Annotated in this window: 20 protein-coding genes; 10 read left to right on the forward strand and 10 right to left on the reverse strand. The window is 64.3% G+C overall.

Going from position 1 to position 20,175, the window contains the following annotated elements; genetic code table 11:
* Positions 1–131: 131 nt before the first annotated feature.
* Entirely contained in the window at positions 132–2,822 is a 2,691-nt protein-coding gene (mutS, locus tag GSH16_RS04530) for a DNA mismatch repair protein MutS (protein WP_235912930.1), read from the forward strand.
* On the opposite strand, the gene GSH16_RS16060 is transcribed toward mutS, so the two are convergent.
* The 3 genes from GSH16_RS16060 to hrcA are packed head-to-tail and all read right to left on the reverse strand — an operon-like array spanning position 2,819 to position 5,645.
* A complete protein-coding gene (locus GSH16_RS16060) occupies positions 2,819–3,931 on the reverse strand; it encodes an AAA family ATPase (RefSeq protein WP_160852333.1) in 1,113 nt (370 codons plus the stop codon). The two genes, mutS and GSH16_RS16060, sit on opposite strands and share 4 nt — an antisense overlap.
* Positions 3,932–3,940: 9 nt before the next feature.
* On the reverse strand, positions 3,941–4,558 hold the full coding sequence (gene grpE, locus GSH16_RS04540) for a nucleotide exchange factor GrpE (protein WP_205523956.1): 618 nt from the start codon (positions 4,556–4,558) through the stop codon (positions 3,941–3,943).
* 16 nt (positions 4,559–4,574) lie between these two features.
* Complete coding sequence (gene hrcA / locus GSH16_RS04545; RefSeq protein ID WP_160852335.1) at positions 4,575–5,645, reverse strand: heat-inducible transcriptional repressor HrcA; 1,071 nt, start codon at positions 5,643–5,645, stop codon at positions 4,575–4,577.
* A 128-nt stretch (positions 5,646–5,773) separates the two neighbouring features.
* On the opposite strand from hrcA, the gene rph reads away from it, so the two are divergent.
* Genes rph through GSH16_RS04565 form a run of 4 tightly spaced genes read left to right on the forward strand, consistent with a single transcriptional unit; the run spans position 5,774 to position 8,632 of the window.
* Positions 5,774–6,487: a ribonuclease PH gene (rph, locus tag GSH16_RS04550; RefSeq protein ID WP_160852337.1), complete on the forward strand. Its 714-nt coding sequence runs from the start codon at positions 5,774–5,776 to the stop codon at positions 6,485–6,487.
* 3 nt (positions 6,488–6,490) lie between these two features.
* Positions 6,491–7,105: an RdgB/HAM1 family non-canonical purine NTP pyrophosphatase gene (gene rdgB / locus GSH16_RS04555; protein WP_160852339.1), complete on the forward strand. Its 615-nt coding sequence runs from the start codon at positions 6,491–6,493 to the stop codon at positions 7,103–7,105.
* Positions 7,098–8,267, forward strand: a complete 1,170-nt coding sequence (gene hemW, locus GSH16_RS04560) for a radical SAM family heme chaperone HemW (RefSeq protein ID WP_160852341.1) — start codon at positions 7,098–7,100, stop codon at positions 8,265–8,267. Before rdgB ends, hemW begins: the two co-directional genes overlap by 8 nt.
* Positions 8,267–8,632, forward strand: a complete 366-nt coding sequence (locus GSH16_RS04565) for a YbaN family protein (protein WP_160852343.1) — start codon at positions 8,267–8,269, stop codon at positions 8,630–8,632. The genes hemW and GSH16_RS04565 overlap by 1 nt, the downstream gene beginning before the upstream one ends.
* On the opposite strand, the gene GSH16_RS04570 is transcribed toward GSH16_RS04565, so the two are convergent.
* The 7 genes from GSH16_RS04570 to hemJ all read right to left on the reverse strand — a co-directional run bounded on the left by GSH16_RS04570 (position 8,629) and on the right by hemJ (position 16,151).
* Positions 8,629–9,540 carry a ParB/RepB/Spo0J family partition protein gene (locus GSH16_RS04570; protein WP_160852345.1) on the reverse strand — a complete coding sequence of 304 codons (912 nt, stop codon included), beginning with the start codon at positions 9,538–9,540 and terminating at the stop codon, positions 8,629–8,631. The genes GSH16_RS04565 and GSH16_RS04570 overlap by 4 nt on opposite strands.
* 22 nt (positions 9,541–9,562) lie before the next feature.
* Positions 9,563–10,339, reverse strand: coding sequence for a ParA family protein (locus GSH16_RS04575; RefSeq protein ID WP_160853010.1), 777 nt, complete (start codon positions 10,337–10,339; stop codon positions 9,563–9,565).
* 34 nt (positions 10,340–10,373) lie between these two features.
* Positions 10,374–11,015, reverse strand: coding sequence for a 16S rRNA (guanine(527)-N(7))-methyltransferase RsmG (gene rsmG, locus GSH16_RS04580; RefSeq protein WP_160852347.1), 642 nt, complete (start codon positions 11,013–11,015; stop codon positions 10,374–10,376).
* Positions 11,015–12,892, reverse strand: coding sequence for a tRNA uridine-5-carboxymethylaminomethyl(34) synthesis enzyme MnmG (gene mnmG / locus GSH16_RS04585; RefSeq protein WP_205523958.1), 1,878 nt, complete (start codon positions 12,890–12,892; stop codon positions 11,015–11,017). Before mnmG ends, rsmG begins: the two co-directional genes overlap by 1 nt.
* A gap of 2 nt (positions 12,893–12,894) precedes the next feature.
* Positions 12,895–14,211: a tRNA uridine-5-carboxymethylaminomethyl(34) synthesis GTPase MnmE gene (mnmE, locus tag GSH16_RS04590; RefSeq protein WP_160852351.1), complete on the reverse strand. Its 1,317-nt coding sequence runs from the start codon at positions 14,209–14,211 to the stop codon at positions 12,895–12,897.
* Positions 14,212–14,288: 77 nt separating this feature from the next.
* Positions 14,289–15,572, reverse strand: a complete 1,284-nt coding sequence (gene rho / locus GSH16_RS04595) for a transcription termination factor Rho (protein WP_407941048.1) — start codon at positions 15,570–15,572, stop codon at positions 14,289–14,291.
* 123 nt (positions 15,573–15,695) lie between these two features.
* Positions 15,696–16,151: a protoporphyrinogen oxidase HemJ gene (gene hemJ, locus GSH16_RS04600; RefSeq protein ID WP_160852353.1), complete on the reverse strand. Its 456-nt coding sequence runs from the start codon at positions 16,149–16,151 to the stop codon at positions 15,696–15,698.
* A gap of 455 nt (positions 16,152–16,606) precedes the next feature.
* On the opposite strand from hemJ, the gene GSH16_RS04605 reads away from it, so the two are divergent.
* The 5 genes from GSH16_RS04605 to dnaQ are packed head-to-tail and all read left to right on the forward strand — an operon-like array spanning position 16,607 to position 20,147.
* On the forward strand, positions 16,607–17,425 hold the full coding sequence (locus GSH16_RS04605) for a pyruvate, water dikinase regulatory protein (protein WP_160852355.1): 819 nt from the start codon (positions 16,607–16,609) through the stop codon (positions 17,423–17,425).
* The gene (locus GSH16_RS04610; protein ID WP_160852357.1) at positions 17,422–18,021 is read left to right on the forward strand and encodes a Maf family protein; all 600 of its coding nucleotides are present in this window, start codon (positions 17,422–17,424) and stop codon (positions 18,019–18,021) included. Before GSH16_RS04605 ends, GSH16_RS04610 begins: the two co-directional genes overlap by 4 nt.
* The gene (locus GSH16_RS04615; RefSeq protein ID WP_160852359.1) at positions 18,018–18,848 is read left to right on the forward strand and encodes a shikimate dehydrogenase; all 831 of its coding nucleotides are present in this window, start codon (positions 18,018–18,020) and stop codon (positions 18,846–18,848) included. The genes GSH16_RS04610 and GSH16_RS04615 overlap by 4 nt, the downstream gene beginning before the upstream one ends.
* Complete coding sequence (gene coaE, locus GSH16_RS04620; protein ID WP_328803160.1) at positions 18,845–19,456, forward strand: dephospho-CoA kinase; 612 nt, start codon at positions 18,845–18,847, stop codon at positions 19,454–19,456. The genes GSH16_RS04615 and coaE overlap by 4 nt, the downstream gene beginning before the upstream one ends.
* Positions 19,449–20,147, forward strand: coding sequence for a DNA polymerase III subunit epsilon (gene dnaQ, locus GSH16_RS04625; RefSeq protein WP_160852361.1), 699 nt, complete (start codon positions 19,449–19,451; stop codon positions 20,145–20,147). Before coaE ends, dnaQ begins: the two co-directional genes overlap by 8 nt.
* Positions 20,148–20,175: the final 28 nt, after the last annotated feature.

Raw genomic sequence — 20,175 nt, forward strand, 5'->3', positions numbered from 1 at the left:
GATAGTGAAGGCCTTTGCGCGGGGCAAGGTTAACCAAGCGCCGCCCGAGGCGGACAGGCCGCGCTTTCGGTTCCTTTCAGGCGCGGGATTTGCTAGTCAGGACAGGCACAGAGCAGACGCACCGGACACCCATGGCAACCACCAAATCTTCCGCTGTCACCCCAATGATGGCACAATATCTGGAGATCAAGAGCCGCTATCCGGACGCGCTCCTCTTCTATCGCATGGGCGATTTCTACGAGCTTTTCCTCGACGATGCGGTGGCCGCAGCCGAAGCGCTCGACATTGCCCTGACCAAGCGCGGAAAGCACAGGGGCGAGGATATCGCCATGTGCGGCGTACCCCATCATGCGGCCGAGGGCTATCTGCTCACGCTGATCCGCAAAGGGTTCCGCGTCGCGGTCTGCGAGCAACTGGAAAGCCCCGCCGAGGCAAAGAAACGCGGCTCGAAATCGGTCGTGAAACGCGACGTGGTGCGGTTGGTGACGCCGGGCACCCTGTCCGAGGACAGTTTGCTCAACGCACGGAGCCATAATTACCTCGCAGCCTATGCCAAGGTCCGCGACGACCACGCGTTCGCCTGGACCGACATGTCGACCGGCGCGTTTCACGTGGCACCCTGCCCGCGCCCGATGCTCGGCCCGATGCTGGCAAGACTGTCCCCGCGCGAGCTTCTCGCGACAGGGCCTCTGGCGGAAGAGATCCGCGAACAGGTCGAGGAGGCCGGCGCCACGCTGACCGAACTGGCGCCGGCGAGTTTCGACAGCCAGGCGGCGGAAGGACGGCTCAACACGCTCTTCGGCACCGGCGCGCTCGATGCGTTCGGACAGTTTTCCCGCGCGGATCTGGGCGCGATGGGCGCGCTGGTCGACTATCTCGACATTACCCAGCGCGGGCAGTTGCCACGATTGCACCCGCCGCAGCGCGAAAGTGCCGGGAAAGCGGTGCAGATCGATGCGGCCACGCGGCGCAATCTGGAACTGACGCGGTCCCTGTCCGGCGGACGGGACGGCAGCCTGTTGCAGGCCGTGGACCGGACCGTCACGGGTGCGGGCGCGCGGCTTCTGGAAAGCCGGCTGACAAGCCCTTCGACCGACCTCGGTCTGCTGGCCCGCCGCCACGACATGGTGGCCCATCTGGTCGGTGACGCGGGCTTGCGCGATGCGCTGCGCGACGCGCTCCGGCGAGTGCCCGACATCGAGCGCGCCCTGTCGCGGCTCGGGCTGCGGCGCGGCGGTCCGCGTGATCTGGCGGCGATCCGCGAGGGGCTGAAACAGGCTGGCATCCTGTCGGACCGCCTGTCCGCCCTTGCCGACCTGCCCGACGGGCTGACCGATATTGCAAGCGCCCTGACCGGTCACGGGCAGATCACCGGCCTGCTCGATTCCGCGCTGGTCGAGGAACCGCCGCTTCTGGCCCGCGATGGCGGGTTCGTCGCCGCGGGCTATTCGGCCGATCTTGACGAGGCGCGGGACCTGCGTGACAGCGGGCGCGCCCGTGTGGCGGCGATGCAGGCCGACTATGCCGACAAGGCCGGTGTGTCGGCGCTCAAGGTCAAGCACAACAATGTGCTCGGCTATTTCATCGAAACGCCCGCGACCCATGCGAAGAAGATGCTGTCCGAGCCGCTCTCGGCCACGTTCATCCACCGCCAGACCACGGCCAATGCCGTGCGGTTCACGACCGTCGACCTGTCGGATCTGGAAACCCGGATCGTGAATGCAGGCGGTCAGGCGCTGGGGTTGGAGTTGCAGGTCTTCGATACGCTGCTCGACGCGGTGGAGGCCGATGCCGACCGGATCGCTGATGCGGCCCGAGCGCTGGCCGAGCTTGACCTGGCTGCCGCGCTGGCCGATCTGGCGGCGGCGGAGGACTGGACCCGCCCGGTGCTGGAGGACAGCCGCGCCTTCGAGATCGAGGGCGGGCGGCATCCGGTCGTGGAACAGTCGCTTCGGCGGCAGGGGGCGAGTTTTGTCGCCAATGATTGCGATCTGTCCGCCGACGGGTCAGAGCCGCGCCCGATCTGGCTGCTGACCGGCCCGAACATGGCCGGTAAAAGCACGTTCTTGCGCCAGAACGCGCTGATTGCGCTTCTGGCGCAGATGGGCAGTTTCGTTCCCGCCCGCGCGGCACGGATCGGCATTGTGGACCAGATCTTCTCGCGCGTGGGTGCGGCCGACGATCTGGCGCGCGGCCGCTCGACCTTCATGGTCGAGATGGTGGAAACCGCCGCGATCCTCAACCAGGCGGGGCCGAAAGCGCTCGTGATCCTCGACGAGATCGGCCGCGGCACGGCCACCTATGACGGGCTGTCGATCGCGTGGGCGACGCTGGAACATCTGCATGACGGCAACCGGTGCCGCGCGCTTTTCGCGACGCACTATCACGAACTGACCGCGCTGGCGGAGACGCTCGACGGGCTCCACAATGCGACCGTGGCCGTGCGCGAGTGGGAGGGCGATGTGGTCTTCCTGCACGAGGTGCGTGCCGGTGCCGCCGACCGGTCCTACGGCGTGCAGGTCGGCCGGCTGGCGGGGCTGCCGCCCGCCGTGGTGGACCGCGCCCGTGCGATCCTCGACGCGCTGGAAGAAAATGACCGCGATGGCGGTGGCAAGGTGCGGACATTGGTGGACGACCTGCCGCTCTTCTCGGCCGCGCCGCCTGCGGCCCCTGCTGCGCCCGCGTCCTCCGCGCCAGGACCTTTGGAAAGCCGGTTGCGCGACATCCAGCCGGACCTTCTCAGCCCGCGCGAGGCGCTCGACCTGATCTACGAGTTGCGCGCCGCGCTCGATGCGGACGAAGGGCGCGGGACCGGCGGCTAGATGTCGAGCCGCGTTTCGCCGCGATCCTTCACCAGCCGCAACACATCGGCCGCGCAGTCCAGATCGAGCCGCTCGGCCAGTTCCGGACTGTGGGTCACGAGGATGATCTGCGACCGTTCCGACGCCTCGGCGATCAGCGCAGCAAGCGGCCCGATCAGACCGCTGTGCAGGCTCGTCTCCGGCTCGTTCAGCACGATGACCGGCGGCAGGCGATAGGCCGTCAACGCCGCGACAAGGCAGAGGTAGCGCAACATCCCGTCCGACAGTTCGAGCGCCGAGAAGGGCCGGTGGAACTCCGGCATCTGCAGGGACAGTTCCGCCCGCGTGCCGTCGCTCGTGATCGTCAGGCGGCTACCCGGGAAAGCCGCATCGACGGCCCGGTCGATCGGATAGGGCTCGCCCAGATCGGCCTGCGTCATCAGCGTGGCGATCCAGTTGCCGCCGTCACTGTCGAGGCTCGGAGCACAAAGAGCGAATTGCGGCTGGCGCAAGGGCGATGCCGGGTCGGCGCGGAACTGGTGGTAGAAGCGCCAGCCGCGGATCTCGTTCTGGAGCGCCAGCGCTTCGGGGCGCGCTTCGGGCGGCAGGCCCATGGCAAGCGCAGTTTCCCCCATCAGAAGGTCGCTGGCGAAACTTTGCATCCGGCCGTCGCCGTCGCGCAGTGACAGGGCCGGCCCTTTCCGTTCCAGCATCGTCACACGCCGCCCGCCGGCGCGCGCGGAAATCCGTTCCTCACGGATCACCGGATCGAGCGGCAAAGCCGGATCGGAAATGCGGTTCGGCATTCCGATGGCGATGTCGTAGCGCAGATGGTCGATATCGACAGAAAGCTCGATCCGGCGCGGCCCGCTGCGCATTGCGCGGGCTTTCTCGGTGGCATCCTCTCCCGCATGCTGGCCGTCACCTGCCCAGAGCGCGAGCGGCATGCCACCCTCGGCGGCGAGCGAGGTCGCGAGCCGGCCCGATGCCGCCATCTGCACCAGTTCCAGCCCGCGATAGAGGTTTGTCTTGCCCACCCCGTTGCGGCCAAGGATGACCGTCAGCGGCGACAGCGGCAGGTCGAGCGCGCGGATCGAGCGATAGCCCCGTATGCGGAGATGCCCGATCACGCGCCGCGGTCAGGCGTCCGTGTCGCCGGCATCCTTGGGCAGGTCCGGCCCGCCGGAGCTGACCCCGACCTGCGCCGGGCGCAGGAGCCGGTCGCCGATGATGAAACCGGTGGTCATCACCTGAATGATTTCGCCCGCCTTGGTGCCCGGTACCGGAGCCTCGAACATCGCCTGATGCTTCTTGGGGTCGAACTTGTCGCCCAGTTCCGGAGCCACACGGTCGATCTTGTGCTTGGCAAAGACCGACAGAAGCTCGCGCTGGGTCAGTTCGATCCCTTCGAGCACCGGACCTGCGACTTCGCGCATCTCGTCTGTCACAAGGTCGAGCGCGCGGCCCATATTGTCATAGACAGACAGAAGATCGCGGGCCAGGCGCGAGCCGCCATAAAGCTCCGCGTCGCGGCGGTCGCGTTCGGCACGCTTGCGCATGTTTTCCGATTCCGCATAGGCGCGCAGAAGCCGGTCCTTCAACTCGTCCCGCTCGGTGACCAGCGCCTCGATCGTATCCGCTTCGATCGCGGCTTCTTCTTCCGCAGCCTCGACCGGATCCTCTTCCTGTTCCTCTTCGTCGATCGCGTCGAGGAACGCGTCTTCGATCATCTCGTCAATATCTTTCGATTTGGCCATCTGATGCCTCTTTCCGTCAGCCGCTCTGCCGGGAAACCAGTTTTCCGATCAGCTGGGCGGTGTAATCCACGATCGGCACGATGCGTCCGTAATTGAGCCGGGTCGGCCCGATCACCCCCACAGCGCCGATGATTTTGCGTTCGGTGTTCATATAGGGAGAAACGACCAGAGAGGAACCGGAAAGTGAGAAGAGTTTATTCTCCGAGCCGATAAAAACGCGCACCCCCTCGCCGCCTTCGCTGAGCGACAGGAGCTGTTCGAGGTCGCGCTTGCGTTCCAGATCGTCAAAGAGCATCCGGATCCGGGCAAGGTCCTGCTCGGTGCGGGCCTCATCCAGCAGGTTGGCGCGCCCCCGCACGATCAGACGGTCGCGATCCTCTCCGGCATCGGCCCAGGTGGCGACGCCCTCTTCCACCAGGCGCTGGCTGATCTCGTCAAGCGCGGCACGCTGGCTCTTGATCTCTTTCGCGATGATCCCGCGTGCCTCGGCCAGCGTGCGCCCTTCGAGCACGGTATTGAGGAAGTTCGCGGCTTCCTGCATCGCGGAAGGTGTCAGCCCGAGCGGCGGTTTGAAAACCCGGTTCTCCACCTGACCGCCGGCAAAGACCAGCACGACGAGCGCGCGGTCGGGCGCGAGAGAGACAAATTCGATATGCCGGATCGGGGCCTCTTCCTTCGGGGCCAGCACAAGGCTCGCCCCCTGGGTCAGCCCCGACAGAAGCGTGCCGGCGCGGTCGAGCGCGTCGGTCACCGCGTCGGGGCCGGTCGACCCGAGCGAACGGTCGATCTGGTCGCGCTCGGACCCGCTCACGTCAGTCACTTCCAGAAGCCCGTCGACGAAGAGGCGCAGGCCCAGATCGGTCGGCACGCGGCCGGCGGAGACATGCGGGCTGCCGAGCAGGCCAAGATATTCCAGGTCCTGCATCACGTTGCGGACGGTCGCGGCGGAGACCTGTTCTTCAAGCGCTCGCGACAGGGTGCGCGAGCCCACCGGCTCGCCGGAGGCCAGATAGGTTTCGACGACCCGCCGGAACACTTCGCGGCTGCGGTCGTTCAACTCGGACAGGGGTGTCTTCTCTGTGCTCATGGTCAATCAGATAGGTATTTTCCAACGACTAGACCATCCCCCGGCGCAGCCGTCCAGACAGGGAATGCTGGACCAACGCGGCCCCGCCCGATAAGAGGCAGGAGCACGTCCAGACAAAGGAGAGACCGATGCGCCCTTCCGGCCGCCAGCCCGACGCCATGCGCGAGATCACCGTTGAAACCGGGATCACCCGCCACGCCGAGGGCTCCTGCCTGATCCGCATGGGAGGCACCCATGTGCTCTGCACCGCGTCGCTTGAGGAGCGCGTCCCGCCGTGGCTGCGCAACAGCGGGCTCGGCTGGGTGACGGCGGAATATGGCATGCTTCCCCGCGCCACTCACAGCCGCAACCGGCGGGAGGCGACAGCGGGCAAGCAGTCCGGAAGAACTCAAGAAATTCAGAGACTTATAGGTCGTTCGCTGCGCGCTGGTGTTGACCGGGTCGCACTTGGTGAGCGTCAGATCACCGTCGATTGCGACGTGATCCAGGCCGATGGCGGCACGCGCTGTGCCTCGATCACCGGCGGCTGGATTGCGCTGCGGCTGGCCGTGAACAAGTTGATGGACGCGGGCGATGTGAAAACCGATCCGCTGACCGATCATATTGCCGCTGTTTCCTGCGGTATCTATGGCGGCACGCCGGTTCTCGACCTCGACTATGCAGAAGATAGCGAGGCCGGCACCGACGCCAATTTCGTGATGACCGGCAGCGGCGGACTGGTCGAGGTTCAAGGGTCCGCCGAGGGCGCGACCTTCAGCCGGGACCAGTTCAACCAGCTGCTCGATCTGGCCGAAGCCGGGCGCGACGTTCTGGTGGCCGCGCAGAAAGACGCGGTGGCCTGAGCCATGGTGCGGCGCTTCACCGGCGACCGGCTGGTCATTGCCTCGCACAATGCCGGCAAGCTGCGAGAGATCGCGGCACTCGTCGAGCCGTTCGGCGTCGCCTGCACCTCTGCGGGCGATCTTGGGCTGGCGGAACCCGAGGAAACCGAAAGCACATTCGCCGGCAATGCGCGGATCAAGGCGCATTTTGCGGCCCGTGAAAGCGGGTTGCCCGCCCTGTCGGATGATAGCGGCATCGAGGTCGAGGCGCTCGACAATGCGCCCGGTGTCTATACGGCCGACTGGGCGGAAACAGGCAACGGCCGGGACTTTCCGATGGCGATGGAAAAGGTCTGGCGGCTTCTGGAAGAGAAAGCTGCGCCCGAGCCGCGCCGCGCTCGCTTTGTCTGCACGCTGTGCCTCGCCTGGCCCGACGGCCATGACGAAATCTTCCGTGGTCAGGTGTCGGGCCGCGTCGTCTGGCCGATGCGCGGTGAACAGGGGTTCGGTTTCGACCCGGTGTTCCAGCCCGATGGCCACGCGGAAACCTTTGGTGAAATGGACCCGGCGCAGAAACATGCGATGAGCCATCGGGCGGAGGCGTTCCGCCTGCTCGTTGACGGCTGTTTCCGTGGCTGAGGACTTGCAGGCGGCCGGGTTCGGGCTCTATGTCCACTGGCCTTTCTGTCAGGCCAAATGCCCCTATTGCGACTTCAATTCCCATGTCAGTGCCACGGTCGACCAAAGCCGGTGGCAGGCCGCCCTGTTGCGCAATCTGGAGGTTGAAGCCGCGCGGATCGGCCCCCGCCGGCTCGATACGATCTTCTTCGGCGGCGGCACACCGAGCTTGATGGACCCGGCGCTCGTGGGGGCCGTCATCGACGCGGCAACCAGCCATTTCGCGCCCGCAGAAGATATTGAAATCACTCTTGAAGCCAACCCGACATCGGTCGAAGCGGGACGGTTCCGCGGCTATGCGGCGGCGGGCGTCAACCGGATCTCGATGGGCGTGCAGGCGCTCAATGATGCCGATCTGAAGGCTCTGGGCCGGCTGCACAGCGCGGCGGAAGCGCGCGCGGCCTTCGATATCGCGCGCGGCCTGTTCGATCGTGTGAGCTTCGACCTGATCTATGCGCGCCAGAACCAGACGCGCGACGCGTGGCGGACGGAACTGGGCGAGGCCCTGACCATGGCGGTCGATCACCTGTCGCTCTACCAGTTGACCATCGAGGATGGCACGCGTTTCGGGGACTTGCATGCGCGCGGGCGCTTGCGAGGACTGCCGCCCGATACGCTGTCGGCGGACATGTATCACGATACGCAAGACATCTGTGCGGCTGCCGGCCTGCCCGCTTATGAAGTGTCGAACCATGCCCGCCCGGGTGCCGAGAGCCGGCACAATCTGATCTACTGGCGCTATGGCGACTATCTGGGCATCGGTCCGGGCGCCCATGGCCGTTTGAGTGCGGGCGGCACGCGCCGTGCGGAAGCCGCGCTGCGGGCACCGGGGGCCTGGCTCGACGCCGTGGAATCGACGGGCCGTGCGGTCGCGGACGAGATGGAACTGTCGCCTGAAGACTGCGCCGACGAATATCTCATGATGGCCATGCGCCTGCGCGAGGGCGTGGAACTTGACCGGCTCGACGCGCTGCGCGGCGCACCGCTCGACGACCGCGTGCTGCGCGATCTGGAGGAGATGGGGTTCATCGGCCGGTCAAACGCGCGGCTCTGGGCGACCGATACAGGCCGGCCTGTCCTGAACGCGATCCTGCGCGAGCTGATGCTCGACCGGGTGGCCTGATGTTGCGGGCGGCCTGGTTCCTGCTGGGCTGCGTGGCACTTCTGCTCGGCGTCATCGGCATCGCGCTCCCGCTCCTGCCGACGGTGCCGTTCCTGCTTTTGGCAGCCATCGGGTTCGGAAACTCCTCTGAGCGGGTGCATGACTGGCTGCTCGGCCACCCGAAGCTTGGTCCGCCGATCCATGACTGGCGGGCGAACGGCGTTATCCGCAGACGGGTGAAATGGCTCGCCAGCCTGTCCATCCTGGCGGCGTTCCTGCTCGCTGCGATCTTCGGCGCAGGGGTAAAAATACTTTTAATTCAGATAGTTGTTCTGGCCGGCGTGTCCATCTTCATCTGGACACGCCCGGAAAAACCGCGCAACTAGCCGCCCTGTGAAAGCTTGTCGCAAAGCGCGTCGAGTTCGTCGAGCGAACTGTAGCTGATCCGCAATTCGCCCTTCTCGCTATCGGGCTTGTGATGGATCGCCACCGGCAGGCCAACAGACAGTTTCAGCGTTTCTTCGAGCGCCTTCGTATCGGCATCCTTGGCTGGCGCGCCGCCGGTCTTGCGCGCCGGTTTCGGTGCCCCTTCGGCCTTCACCAGCTGCTCGGTCTGGCGCACGGACAGGCCCCGCGACACAACCTCTCGCGCGAGCGCATGCGGGTCGTCAGCAGGCACCAGTGCGCGGGCATGACCGGCCGACAGCCGACCGTCGCGCAGAAGCGCAAGAACCGGCTCCGGCAGGTTCAAAAGCCGCAATAGGTTCGCGATATGCGACCGACTCTTGCCGAGTGCTTCGGCCAGCTTCTCCTGCGTGTGCCCGAACCGGTCCATCAGTTGGCGATAGCCCATCGCCTCTTCCACCGCGTTCAGGTCCGCGCGCTGGATATTCTCAATGATCCCGACCTCGAGCACTTCCGTGTCGTCGAGATCGCGCACAAGCACAGGAAGGTCATGCAGTTGCGCCCGCTGCGCGGCCCGCCAGCGTCGCTCGCCCGCGACGATCTGATAGTGCCCCTCCGCGCCCGGATCCGGGCGGACGATCAGCGGCTGCAAGACGCCTTTCTCCCTGATCGACGCGGTCAGGTCAGCCAGATCGGCCTCGGAAAAGTCGCGGCGCGGTTGGTCCGGATTGGCCGACAGATGCTCGATCGGCACACGAAGCTCGCCACGGGGAGCCCCGCCGGTCGCCTGCGCCGGCGTGTTCGCGCCCGCATCCCCGCCAAGGTCCACATCCGCCAAAAGGGCCGACAGACCCCGGCCGAGACCCTTTTTCGCTGGTTTCTGGCTCATGCCCCCTCCTCGCGCCGGCTGCTCAGGCAGCCACGCTGTCCTTCATGCGGCGGAGCAGTTCCGCCGCCAGTTTCTGATAGGCAACCGCACCGCTGCTGGTGTGATCGTAAATGAGCGCCGGCACCGCATGGGACGGCGCCTCGCTCAGCCGAACATTGCGCGGAATCTTCGTCTCGTAGACGAGTTTTCCAAGATTTTCGCGCACATCCTCTTCCACCTGTGAACTCAAGTTATTGCGGATGTCGAACATGGTCAACACAACACCTTGTATGCGCAGCTTCGGATTCAACGTCTGTCGCACTTCGCGGATCGTCAGCATCAGCTGCGACAGGCCCTCCAGCGCGAAAAACTCGCATTGCAGCGGCACAAGGACGGAATCGCTGGCCACCAGCGCGTTGACCGTCAGCAGGTTCAACGAGGGCGGGCAGTCGATGATGATATAGTCATAGCCCTGCGCCAGAGCCGTATCGCGGCCGAGCGCATTGCGCAGCCGAAGCACGCGCTGCCGGTCCGTCACCAGTTCGACGTCTGCAGAACTGAGGTCCACCGTGGCAGGTGCCAGATCGAGGTTCGGCACACCCGACGGCACAGCCACGTCCGGCAAGTCCGCTTCGCCGATGATCAGATCATAAGTGGTCGGCCCGCGATCCTGCGCATAGACGCCAAGTCCGGTCGAGGCATTGCCCTGCGGGTCGAGATCAACGAGCAGTACTTTGCGTCCGACCGCCGCCAGGGCCGTGCCGAGGTTGATCGCCGTTGTCGTCTTGCCCACCCCGCCCTTCTGATTGGCAACAGCCATGACATGCGGCCCGTTCGGACCGGTTTTCTGTGCCTCAGACACGGTGGAATTCTCCTATGCGCAGGATGACCGCCCGGGGGTCGGTTGTGCTGGGAATTGTCGTCACCGAACTATGCCAACGGGCGCCCGCTTCGGTCAATTCCCTTTCGTGCTGCGCACCCTTCGGGAAAAGGCAGATCCCCTCCGGCTTGCGGTGCCGTTCGGCAAAGTCCAGCAGCTGGTCGAGCGACGCCAGCGCCCTTGCCGACAGGATATCGGCCTGCAACGGCGGCACGGATTCGATCCGTTCGGTTTTGACCGCGACGTCGAGGCCCATCTCGCGCGCTGCTGTCATCAGGAAAACGCATTTCCGCGTGTCGCTCTCGACGAGCGTGAAAGACCAGTCGCGCCCCGCATCCGCCGCCAAAGCCGCCACGATCAGCCCCGGAAACCCCCCTCCGGACCCCAGATCGACCCAGTTCAGGCCGGTCCTGTCCGGTGCGAGGTCGAACAATTGGGCGCTATCCTCGAAATGCCGGGTCCAGAGCGCATCCAGCGTCGACGGGGCCACGAGGTTGATCTTGCGGGACCATTTGTCGAGCAACGCGGCATAAGTGTCGAGCCGATCAATTGTTTCACGTGAAACATTCCGCGATGTGAGGAAGGCCCCCCGGCCCGGCTGACCCTTAGAGGCCATCAGGCGCTCCGCCGCGCGCCGGCCTGACGGATCTTGGCGAGCAGAAGGGTCAGCGCAGCCGGCGTCATCCCGTCAATCCGCCCCGCCTGTCCGAGCGACCGAGGGCGAATGGCCGACAGTTTCGACACGAGCTCATTCGACAGGCCGGAAATCCCCTCATAGGAAAAATCCTCTGGAATTTCATGAGCTTCATCCCGGCGCATCGCCGCGACATCCTGTTTCTGCCGCTCGACATAGGATGCGTATCGCGCGTCGATCTCGACCTGTCGCCGGATCGGATCCGGCGTGTCGGTCAGGTCAGGCCAAAGTGTCAGGAGCGTTTCGAACTCCACGTCCGGATAAGTCAGAAGGTCGAGGGCCGAACGGCGGACCCCGTCCTGATTAACCTTGATCCCAGCCGCGACGGCTTCCCGCGGCGTGACCTGACAGGCCGCCGCGCGGGTCCGGGCGTGCTCGAGCGCCTCACGCTTCTCGCTAAAGGCAACGCGACGCGCCTCGCCGACACAACCCCATTCGATGCCGAGCGGCGTCAGGCGCTGGTCCGCATTATCAGCCCGCAGCGCGAGGCGATACTCGGCGCGGCTTGTAAACATGCGGTAGGGTTCCGACACGCCGCGCGTCACCAGATCATCGACCATCACACCGATATAGGCGTCCGCCCGATCGAAGATGACAGGCGACGCCCCTTTGGCGGCGCGCGCCGCATTCAGTCCGGCGACCAGACCCTGGGCTGCGGCTTCTTCATACCCTGTGGTGCCATTGATCTGCCCGGCCAGGTAAAGGCCCGGCACATCCTTGACCTGAAGCCCGTGCGTCAGCGCGCGTGGATCGACATAATCATATTCGATGGCATATCCGGGCTGGAGGATCGTCGCATTTTCAAGCCCCCGGATCGAGGCCACATAGTCCGCCTGCACATTGACCGGCAAGGAGGTCGAAATCCCGTTCGGATAGACGGTGTGATCGTCAAGTCCTTCCGGTTCAAGGAAAATCTGGTGCGACTCCTTCTCCGCGAAGCGGACCACCTTATCCTCGATCGACGGGCAATAGCGCGGCCCCACGCCTTCTATATACCCGCCATACATGGCGCTGCGCTCCAGATTGGCGCGAATAATCTCATGCGTGCGCCCATTGGTATGGGTGATCCCGCAGGCGATCTGGCGCACGAAGGGCGCGTCAGAGAGGAAGGAAAAGAGCGCCGGATCCTCATCCCCGGGCTGCATGTCGAGCTGGTCCCACGCGATGGTGCGCCCGTCGAGCCGCGGCGGCGTGCCGGTCTTGAGCCGGCCCAGCGGCAGGCCCATCGCGTCGATCCGGTCCGCGAGCGGCACCGAGGCATCATCACCCATCCGGCCACCCGGGCGGGTCTCGTCACCGATATGGATGACGCCCCGCAGGAAGGTGCCCGTGGTCAGGATCACCGCGGCGGCCGTCAGCTCCGATCCGTCTGCCATGGAAATGCCCGTCACCTTCGCGCCGGTCTGGATCAGGTCCCGCACCTCCCCCTCCAGAACAGTCAGACCGGGGCGGTCGCGGAACTCGGCCTGCATTGCAGCCTTGTAGAGCTTGCGGTCGGATTGGGTGCGCGGGCCTTGAACCGCCGGACCCTTGCGGCGGTTGAGCAGACGGAACTGGATGCCGGACCGGTCGGCGACACGCCCCATGACGCCGTCGAGCGCGTCGATCTCCCGCACCAGGTGGCCCTTGCCCAGGCCGCCAATCGCAGGATTGCAGGACATTTCGCCAATCCGGTCAAAGCGATGGGTGACGAGAAGGGTGCGCGCACCCATCCGCCAGGCGGCCTGTGCGGCCTCTGCTCCGGCATGGCCGCCACCGACCACGATCACATCCCAATCAGATTGTTTCACGTGAAACATTCCTACTTCCCAAGGCAGAAACTGGCAAAAATCTCGTCGAGCACATGCTCCACATCGACACGGCCGATCAGGCTATCAAGGGCTCGGACCGCATGCCGCAGGTCTTCCGCCGCCAGTTCGCTGAAATCAGAGCCGTTCCTTACATGATTCTCGGCCCGAACCAAAGATGCTGCTGCCGCATCCAGCGCATCGCGATGCCGTTGGCGAATGGCTGCCGACGCGCCGCTGGCCCGCGCGGCCAGGGTTTCGGACAAACGGTCGAGCAGGTCATCCACGCCAAGGCCGGTTTTTCCGGACACACGCGCGATGCCCGTGACCTGCTCCCCGCCCAGATCAGCCTTGCCAAGCACCATCACGTCACCATCCCTAGAGGAAACACCAAGTTCCTCTACCTCATCTGGTGTTTCCAACAAGAACAAGCGCAGATCAGCCGCATCCGCCCGGTCACGCGCACGGGCCACGCCGATCTGCTCCACGCGGTCATCACTGTCCCGCAGTCCGGCCGTGTCCAGCAACGTGACCGGCAAACCGTTCAGGTCCATCCGGACCTCGATCACATCCCGCGTCGTGCCCGCTATTTCCGAGGTGATCGCCGCATCGCGACCCGCAATCGCATTCAGAAGCGTTGATTTTCCCGCGTTCGGCTTGCCGACAATCGCGACCTCGAACCCGTCACGAATGCGCTCGGACACGCGCCCCCCGTCGCGTTCGGCCTCCAACGCATGGCGGGTCGCGGCCATCAACGCCTCGACTTCCGGCGTCACATCCTCGGGCACTTCCTCATCGGCAAAGTCGATGGTCGCCTCGATGAGCGCCATCGCCCGCACAAGATCGGTCCGCCAGCGGCCTGCTTTCTCCGACAAGGCACCGCGCATCACCCGAAGCGCCTGGCGCCGCTGAGCCTCCGTCTCGGCCACCACCAGATCGGAAAGCCCCTCTACCTGCGCCAGATCGAGCCGCCCGTTGTCGAGCGCGCGGCGGGTGAACTCTCCGGGATCGGCAAGCCGCAATCCGGGCTGCGCCGCCAGGATACGGCCCACGGCCGCGACCACGGCCGGCGAGCCGTGCAGGTGGAACTCGACCACATCCTCTCCGGTGAAAGAGGCCGGCGCGTCGAACACAAGAACCAGCGCCTGGTCGATCGCGGACCCGTCCCCCGGGTCCCGCAAAAGCCGCAACCCCGCCTGCCGCGCCGGCGGCAGATCGCCCGCCAATTCCGCGGCAGCAGCCTTGGCCGCCCCGCCGGACAGGCGCAGAACCGCTACGCCGGCGGCACCGGCGGCAGAAGCCCTGGCAAAGATCGTGTCCGGCTGATTCACGTTCAACTCACTGTTTCAAAAAGAAAATACCCGAGCCCATGCAGGCCCGGGTATCGGTTCTAGCACGGATGCCCGCGTCAGGTATTCATCGAGTCGAAGAATTCCGAGTTGGTCTTCGTCTGCTTCATCTTGCCGAGCAGGAACTCGATTGCATCCGTGGTGCCCATCGGGTTGAGAATCCGGCGCAGCACGAAGGTCTTGGTAAGGTCCGCCTTGTCGACAAGAAGATCCTCTTTCCGGGTGCCGGATTTGAGGATGTCGATCGCCGGGAAGACGCGCTTGTCGGCCACCTTGCGGTCGAGCACGATCTCGGAGTTGCCGGTGCCTTTGAATTCCTCGAAGATCACCTCATCCATGCGGCTGCCGGTCTCGATCAGCGCGGTCGCGATGATGGTGAGCGAGCCACCCTCCTCAATGTTGCGTGCAGCACCGAAGAAGCGCTTGGGGCGTTGCAACGCGTTGGCATCCACACCACCGGTCAGCACCTTGCCCGAGCTCGGCACCACCGTGTTGAAGGCCCGGCCCAGGCGCGTGATACTGTCGAGCAGGATCACCACGTCGCGCTTGTGCTCCACCAGCCGCTTGGCTTTCTCGATCACCATCTCGGCCACTGCAACGTGCCGCGTCGCCGGCTCGTCGAAAGTGGAGGACACGACCTCCCCCTTCACCGAACGCTGCATGTCCGTCACCTCTTCGGGTCGCTCGTCAACGAGCAGGACGATCAGGAAACATTCCGGATGGTTCTTCTCGATCGAATGGGCAATATTCTGCAAAATCACGGTCTTACCCGTGCGCGGCGGTGCCACGATGAGCGACCGCTGCCCCTTGCCGATCGGCGCGACAAGATCGATCACGCGGGCAGACTTGTCCTTGATCGTGGGATCCTCGATTTCCATCTTCAGCCGCTCGTCGGGATAGAGCGGGGTCAGGTTATCGAAATGGATCTTGTGGCGGGCTTTCTCGGGATCCTCGAAATTGATCTGGCTGACTTTCACCAGACCGAAATAGCGCTCGCCCTCTTTCGGGGCGCGGATCACGCCCTCCACCGTGTCACCGGTGCGCAGGGAGTAGCGCTTGATCTGTTTCGGGCTGACATAGATGTCGTCCGGCCCGGCCAGATAGTTGGCTTCCGGCGAGCGCAGGAACCCGAACCCGTCCTGAAGCACTTCGAGCACCCCGTCACCGGAGATCTCGACGCCTTCCTCGGCCATTTCCTTCAGGATGGCGAACATCATGTCGCCCTTGCGCATGGTCGAGGCATTCTCGATCTCGAGAACCTCGGCCATCTTCAGCAGGTCTGCCGGACTCTTGGCCTTCAGATCGGCCAGAGAGAGTTCCGACAACTCCATCAATTCTTCCATTGCGTGCCTCTCGTGGCGCGGCATGCGCCATCTGGTCAACTGTCAGGGAATACATCTTTGCGGGCAGAACGCCCGATGCTTGGCCCTTATATGTGACCGATCACCCGAAATGTCAATTCACGCTCAGAACGGGCGCACGATCACCATGATGACGATCACGATCATCAGAAGCGTCGGGACTTCGTTCATCACCCTGTATCTACGGCCCGGGCGCGTGTTTGTATCACTTTCAAATTCCTTCCGCCGGTAGCCGAGCCAGTGGTGGAACCAGGTCATGCCGAGAATGGCCGCGAATTTCACATGGAACCAGATGTCGGACGACCAGTCGACAATGCCCGGCGTGAAGGCCAGCATCAGCCCGGCCACCCACGTCACGATCATTGCAGGGTTCATGATGAGCCGCAGGAGCTTGCGTTCCATCACTTTGAAGAGTTCGGACTTCTCTGACCCCGCAGGGGCATTCTCTGCATGATAGACGAAGAGCCGTGGAAGATAGAGCAATCCAGCCATCCAGGAGATGACCGCGATCACGTGAAGGGCCTTGGTCCAAGGGTAAAGCGTGCTGAGAAAATCGCCCATCGGGGGTCCTTTAGGGAAAGTGGTGCCCATCCACCTATACAGACTCTAAGAGAGAGAAAGGAAGTGGTTGTAGATAGGTGCTGTGAATCCTGTGGATCACCGCCTTTGCCGTCTTTATCCACCGAGTTATCAACATATTCACATCTCCGCGCTGCCGGGGTGCAGATGCCGAACACAAGCCGAAAATTTCGTTCAGAGTCAGATTTATAAGCAAAAACAGCGGGTCTTACGTAAACGGGACTCAGGGCTATTCCGGCCGCCGCGGGAAGAACGACTCTGGAACATGAAAATTGTTCACACCGGACCCCTGTGTCCGGATTCACAGGAATGAATCTGGTGGACTCGTCTGAAACCCGGCGACAGAATATCGTCACTGTCGAGAAAAGCGGATCTGGTCCACACCGGCTTCACAGTTGATCCGCAGGATGTCCACGGAACTGTCCACAGGATCGGTTTTGCCCCAGAGTTTGCATGTCCTCGTCTTGTCGGATTCCACCGCGGACACGGCCCAGTCGGCGGCGCGGGCGGCGCTCAGCCAGTTCGGGGTCGAGGCGCCGAACCTGTCAGTGCATCGGTTCATCCGCCACGGATCGCAGGTGGATGCAGCCCTTGCCGAAACGCCGCTCGATCTGGTGCTCTATACGCTTGTCGATCCGGTTCTGATTGACCGGATCGAGACCGGGGCGCGCCAGCGCGGCATCCGAACGGTGGCGCTGCTGGATCCGATCCTCGAAGCGCTGACCGATCTGACCGGAAACCTGCCGCGGGCCCGGCCGGGGCAGCAGTATAAGGTGGATCGCGGGTATCTCGACCGGGTGAAAGCGCTCGACTATGCCATGTCGTCCGATGACGGGACGCGGTCGGACAGACTGGCTACCGCTGACGTCATTCTGGTGGGTGTCAGCCGCACCTCGAAAACGCCGACATGCATTTATCTGGCCTATCAGGGTGTTCGCGCGGCCAACGTGCCGTTGGTTCCTGGCCAGCCGGTGCCGCCCGCGCTTCTGGATGCGATTGCGGTCGGTGTTCCGGTCATCGGGCTGACCGCCAGTCCCACACGTCTGGTGCAGGTGCGCCAGAACCGCTTGCAGGCGCTCGGGGAAACGGCGATTGACACCTATGCCGATCGCGCGGGGATTCAGGAAGAACTGGCCAATGCGCGCCTGTTCTTTGAACGCCACGATCTGCCGGTCGTGGATGTGACCCGCCGGTCGATCGAGGAAACCGCCGCCGCGATCCGCGGTGAGCTGCACAAGAGAAAGAGCCGCTCATGACACGACCCCTGATCCTGGCCTCCGGATCTGCCGCGCGGGCGGATATGCTGCGCGGCGCGGGCCTGACGTTTGACACGCAAGTGGCGCGCGTGGATGAGGCAGCGATCAAGGCGGCGATGCTCGCCGAAGGGGCCCCGGCGCGCGACATCGCCGACACTCTGGCGGAAACCAAAGCCATGCGGGTGGCCAGCAAGCATCCGGAAGCCCTGGTGCTTGGCGCAGACCAGATACTTGTTTTCAAAGGAGAAATTTTCGACAAGCCGGGTTCGATCGACGAAGCAGCGGACCAGCTTCGCACCTTGCGCGGCCAAACCCACGAGTTGCTTTCGGCTGCCGTGATTTTCGAGGAAGGCCGTCCGGTCTGGCGGCATATCGGCCGCGCGCAACTGATGATGCGTCCCTTCTCCGATGCGTTTCTGGAAGGCTATCTGGCGGCTGAGGGCGATGGCACCTTGGCCACAGTGGGCAGTTATAAGCTTGAAGGGCGCGGCGCTCAGCTTTTCACGCGGGTGCAGGGGGACTATTTTTCTGTTCTTGGTTTACCCCTGTTGGAAGTGCTCGGCTTCCTGCGGACGCGTGGAGTGATTGTGGAATGAGCGAAGCACCGCCCCTCGCCGGCGTGATCGGATGGCCTATCGGTCACAGCCGGTCGCCGCAACTGCATGGCTACTGGCTGCGGACCTATGGTTTGCCGGGCCATTACGTGCCGCTCGCCATCCAGCAGAAGGATTTCGCCGAAGCGCTGCACGTCCTGCCGAAACTGGGCTTCAAGGGTGTGAATGTGACAGTGCCCTACAAGGAAACCGCTTTGGCGCTGGCACAGAAAGTGTCGGACCGCGCGGCGCTGATCGGGGCGGCAAACACGATTGTCTTTCGCGAAGACGGTTCAATTCATGCAGATAATACAGACGGTTACGGGTTCATCCAGAATCTCCGGCAATCCAGTCCGGACTGGTCGGCCCGCTCGGGTCCGGCGCTTGTCTTTGGCGCGGGCGGTGCTGCGCGGGCCATCGTGTCGGCGCTGCTGGCCGAAGGCGCGCCGGAGGTGTTGCTCACGAACCGGACACGGACCCGGGCCGAGACGCTGAAGGACCAGTTCGGAGCGAAGGTCACGGTGATGGACTGGAATGCCGCCAAATCGGTGCCGGCCGAGGTTGCCACGGTGGTCAACACCACGACGCTCGGCATGGTCGGCAATCCGGACCTGACGGTGGATCTGTCCGCACTCGACGGGACACTCGTCACCGATATCGTCTATACCCCGCTCGAAACCCCGCTGCTCGCGCAGGCGCGCGCGCAGGGTCTGCCCGTGGTCGACGGGCTCGGGATGCTCCTGCATCAGGCCGTGCCGGGGTTTGAAAGCTGGTTCGGCAAGCGGCCGGAGGTGGATGAGGCGCTTCGGGCCGAGATCCTCGGCGCGTGAGTGACAGCCCCTATATTCTCGGGCTGACCGGATCGATCGGCATGGGAAAATCCACGACGGCTGGGTTCTTTCGTGATGCTGGTGTGCCGGTCTGGGATGCGGACGCGGCTGTTCACAGGCTCTACGCGGCAGGCGGTGCGGCGGTTGCGCCCCTTGCGGCGCTTGTGCCGGACGCGGCAACCGAAAAGGGCATTGACCGTGGCGCGTTGAAGGCCGCCATGGCGGGCGATCCGGCGCTTCTGTCCCGGATCGAAGCCATCGTGCACCCGCTCGTGGCCGCCGACCGGGCGGCATTTGTGGACCGGCATGCGGCGGATGGCGTGCCCCTCATTGTCTGTGACATTCCGCTTCTTTATGAAACCGGCGGAGAGGCCGGCATGTCGGGCGTGCTCGTCGTGACGGCACCTGCTGCGGTTCAGCGACAGCGCGTTTTGGAGCGTCCGGGCATGACCGATGAGATGTTCGACACCATCCTGTCACGCCAGATGCCGGATGCGGAAAAAAGGGCGCGGGCGGATTTTGTGATCGACACGTCAGGCGGCCTAAATGCGGCGCGGGAAGCGGTAATGGACGTGATTGCAAAAATCGGGGGGCAACAGGATGCGTGAGATCGTGCTCGATACGGAAACCACGGGGTTCGACCCCGATGGCGGCGACCGGATTGTGGAAATCGGCTGTGTCGAGCTGGTCAATCACATGCCGACCGGACGCACCTATCACCAGTATATCAATCCCGAACGCGACATGCCGCAAAGCGCGTTCGAAGTGCATGGGCTGTCGGAAGAGTTCCTGTCCGACAAGCCGGTGTTTGCCAAGGTCGGGCAGGCATTCCGTGATTTCGCGGGTGATGCGAAGCTTGTCATCCACAATGCCGCATTCGACATGAAGTTTCTGAACGCGGAACTGAAATGGATGGGGCTTCCGCTCCTGCCGATGGATCAGGCGATCGACACGCTCGACATGGCGCGGCGGCGCTTTCCCGGCGCGCAGAACTCGCTCGATGCGCTCTGCCGCCGGTTCGGTGTCGACAACAGCATGCGCGAAAAGCACGGCGCACTTCTCGATGCGGAAATTCTGGCGGAAGTCTATCTGGAGCTGATCGGGGGCCGCCAGCCTGACCTGACACTGGCCGTCAGCAGCCGGTCGGATACGGGTGCTGCGCCGAGCGCCGACTGGACACCGCCAGCGCGACCCGCGCCCCTGCCGGATCGGCTCTCGCCGGACGAGCAGGCCGCTCACGAGGCGTTTGTCGAAGGGCTGGGCGACGGTGCGCTCTGGAAGAAACTCTCCGCGAGTTAACTGGCGCTGCTACGCAAAAGGCCGGACC

It is taken from the genome of Oceanomicrobium pacificus (assembly GCF_009833495.1).
GTDB lineage: Bacteria > Pseudomonadota > Alphaproteobacteria > Rhodobacterales > Rhodobacteraceae > Oceanomicrobium > Oceanomicrobium pacificus.

What these genes read in the sequence shown, in the direction of transcription:
- mutS (WP_235912930.1), top strand. Translation starts at nt 132, where the DNA reads ATGGCAACCACCAAATCTTCCGCTGTCACCCCAATGATGGCACAATAT.
- grpE (WP_205523956.1), bottom strand. Translation starts at nt 4,558, where the DNA reads ATGGCCAAATCGAAAGATATTGACGAGATGATCGAAGACGCGTTCCTC.
- hrcA (WP_160852335.1), bottom strand. Translation starts at nt 5,645, where the DNA reads ATGAGCACAGAGAAGACACCCCTGTCCGAGTTGAACGACCGCAGCCGC.
- rph (WP_160852337.1), top strand. Translation starts at nt 5,774, where the DNA reads ATGCGCCCTTCCGGCCGCCAGCCCGACGCCATGCGCGAGATCACCGTT.
- rdgB (WP_160852339.1), top strand. Translation starts at nt 6,491, where the DNA reads ATGGTGCGGCGCTTCACCGGCGACCGGCTGGTCATTGCCTCGCACAAT.
- GSH16_RS04565 (WP_160852343.1), top strand. Translation starts at nt 8,267, where the DNA reads ATGTTGCGGGCGGCCTGGTTCCTGCTGGGCTGCGTGGCACTTCTGCTC.
- GSH16_RS04570 (WP_160852345.1), bottom strand. Translation starts at nt 9,540, where the DNA reads ATGAGCCAGAAACCAGCGAAAAAGGGTCTCGGCCGGGGTCTGTCGGCC.
- GSH16_RS04575 (WP_160853010.1), bottom strand. Translation starts at nt 10,339, where the DNA reads ATGGCTGTTGCCAATCAGAAGGGCGGGGTGGGCAAGACGACAACGGCG.
- rsmG (WP_160852347.1), bottom strand. Translation starts at nt 11,015, where the DNA reads ATGGCCTCTAAGGGTCAGCCGGGCCGGGGGGCCTTCCTCACATCGCGG.
- mnmG (WP_205523958.1), bottom strand. Translation starts at nt 12,892, where the DNA reads ATGTTTCACGTGAAACAATCTGATTGGGATGTGATCGTGGTCGGTGGC.
- rho (WP_407941048.1), bottom strand. Translation starts at nt 15,572, where the DNA reads ATGGAAGAATTGATGGAGTTGTCGGAACTCTCTCTGGCCGATCTGAAG.
- hemJ (WP_160852353.1), bottom strand. Translation starts at nt 16,151, where the DNA reads ATGGGCGATTTTCTCAGCACGCTTTACCCTTGGACCAAGGCCCTTCAC.
- GSH16_RS04610 (WP_160852357.1), top strand. Translation starts at nt 17,422, where the DNA reads ATGACACGACCCCTGATCCTGGCCTCCGGATCTGCCGCGCGGGCGGAT.
- GSH16_RS04615 (WP_160852359.1), top strand. Translation starts at nt 18,018, where the DNA reads ATGAGCGAAGCACCGCCCCTCGCCGGCGTGATCGGATGGCCTATCGGT.
- dnaQ (WP_160852361.1), top strand. Translation starts at nt 19,449, where the DNA reads ATGCGTGAGATCGTGCTCGATACGGAAACCACGGGGTTCGACCCCGAT.